Source organism: Stenotrophomonas sp. 96582_Sma (assembly GCF_056480905.1).
In genome coordinates this window covers 327501-330000 of the sequence record NZ_CM151122.1, presented here as the reverse complement: position 1 = coordinate 330000, position 2500 = coordinate 327501, and the positions used below count along the sequence as shown (strand labels likewise).

The window sequence follows — 2500 nt, the reverse complement described above, 5'->3', positions numbered from 1 at the left end:
ATCTCCAACGCCCATGGCAGATAGGGACCGAACTGTCTCACGACGTTCTGAACCCAGCTCGCGTACCACTTTAAATGGCGAACAGCCATACCCTTGGGACCGACTACAGCCCCAGGATGTGATGAGCCGACATCGAGGTGCCAAACACCGCCGTCGATATGAACTCTTGGGCGGTATCAGCCTGTTATCCCCGGAGTACCTTTTATCCGTTGAGCGATGGCCCTTCCATACAGAACCACCGGATCACTAAGTCCTAGTTTCCTACCTGCTTGATCCGTCGATCTTGCAGTCAAGCACGCTTATGCCTTTGCACACAGTGCGCGATGTCCGACCGCGCTGAGCGTACCTTCGAGCTCCTCCGTTACTCTTTAGGAGGAGACCGCCCCAGTCAAACTACCCACCATACACGGTCCCCGACCCAGATAATGGGCCCAGGTTAGAACGTCAAGCACGACAGGGTGGTATTTCAAGGATGGCTCCGCTGCAGCTAGCGCCACAGTTTCATAGCCTCCCACCTATCCTACACAGACGAACTCAACGTTCAGTGTAAAGCTATAGTAAAGGTTCACGGGGTCTTTCCGTCTTGCCACGGGAACGCTGCATCTTCACAGCGATTTCAATTTCACTGAGTCTCGGGTGGAGACAGCGCCGCTGTCGTTACGCCATTCGTGCAGGTCGGAACTTACCCGACAAGGAATTTCGCTACCTTAGGACCGTTATAGTTACGGCCGCCGTTTACTGGGGCTTCGATCAAGAGCTTCGCCTTGCGGCTGACCCCATCAATTAACCTTCCAGCACCGGGCAGGCGTCACACCCTATACGTCCACTTTCGTGTTTGCAGAGTGCTGTGTTTTTGATAAACAGTCGCAGCGGCCTGGTTACTGCGACCCTCTTCAGCTATAGCTCGCACGAGCCACCAAAAAGGGTGCACCTTCTCCCGAAGTTACGGTGCCATGTTGCCTAGTTCCTTCACCCGAGTTCTCTCAAGCGCCTGAGAATTCTCATCCTACCCACCTGTGTCGGTTTACGGTACGGTCTGCGTAAGCTGAAGCTTAGGAGCTTTTCCTGGAAGCGTGGTATCAGTGACTTCGCCATAAAGGCTCGTCTCGGTGCTCGGTCTTAAAGGATCCCGGATTTGCCAAAGATCCAAACCTACCGCCTTTCCCCAGGACAACCAACGCCTGGTACACCTAACCTTCTCCGTCCCTCCATCGCACTTACGCGAGGTGCAGGAATATTAACCTGCTTCCCATCGACTACGACTTTCGTCCTCGCCTTAGGGGCCGACTCACCCTGCGCCGATTAACGTTGCGCAAGGAAACCTTGGGCTTTCGGCGTGCGGGTTTTTCACCCGCATTATCGTTACTCATGTCAGCATTCGCACTTCCGATACCTCCAGCAGACTTCTCAATCCACCTTCAACGGCTTACGGAACGCTCCTCTACCGCGCATAACAAAGTTATGCACCCCAAGCTTCGGTTCACTGCTTAGCCCCGTTAAATCTTCCCCGCAGACCGACTCGACCAGTGAGCTATTACGCTTTCTTTAAAGGGTGGCTGCTTCTAAGCCAACCTCCTGGCTGTCTGTGCCTTTCCACATGGTTTTCCACTTAGCAGTGAATTTGGGACCTTAGCTGTGGGTCTGGGTTGTTTCCCTTTTCACGACGGACGTTAGCACCCGCCGTGTGTCTCCCATACAGTCCGTCTCGGTATTCGGAGTTTGCAATGGTTTGGTAAGTCGCGATGACCCCCTAGCCATAACAGTGCTCTACCCCCGAGAGGATACATATGAGGCGCTACCTAAATAGCTTTCGAGGAGAACCAGCTATCTCCGGGTTCGATTAGCTTTTCACTCCTAATCACACCTCATCCCCTACCTTTGCAACGGGAGTGGGTTCGGGCCTCCAGTGCGTGTTACCGCACCTTCACCCTGGGCATGACTAGATCACCCGGTTTCGGGTCTACTGCCCGCGACTATGCGCCCTTATCAGACTCGGTTTCCCTTCGCCTCCCCTATACGGTTAAGCTTGCCACGAACAGTAAGTCGCTGACCCATTATACAAAAGGTACGCAGTCACTCCTTGCGGAGCTCCTACTGCTTGTACGCACACGGTTTCAGGTTCTATTTCACTCCCCTCTCCGGGGTTCTTTTCGCCTTTCCCTCACGGTACTGGTTCACTATCGGTCGGTCAGTAGTATTTAGCCTTGGAGGATGGTCCCCCCATGTTCAGACAGGGTTTCACGTGCCCCGCCCTACTCGTCTTCACTGAAATGGCCCTTTCAGATACAGGGCTATCACCTTCTATGGCCGCTCTTTCCAGAGCGTTTTCCTAGAACCAAATCAGCTTAAGGGCTAGTCCGCGTTCGCTCGTCGCTACTTACGGAATCTCGGTTGATTTCTTTTCCTCTGGTTACTTAGATATTTCAGTTCACCAGGTTCGCTTCCAGCAGCTATGTATTCACTGCAGGATACCCGCAAGCGGGTGGGTTTCCCCATTCGG

At 53.6% G+C, this 2500-nt stretch carries 1 rRNA gene (running past both ends of the window); it reads right to left on the bottom strand.

Annotated elements, in window-relative coordinates:
• A 23S ribosomal RNA gene (locus tag ACZK2R_RS01475) occupies positions 1–2500 on the bottom strand (it extends past both window edges: 267 nt to the left, 113 nt to the right).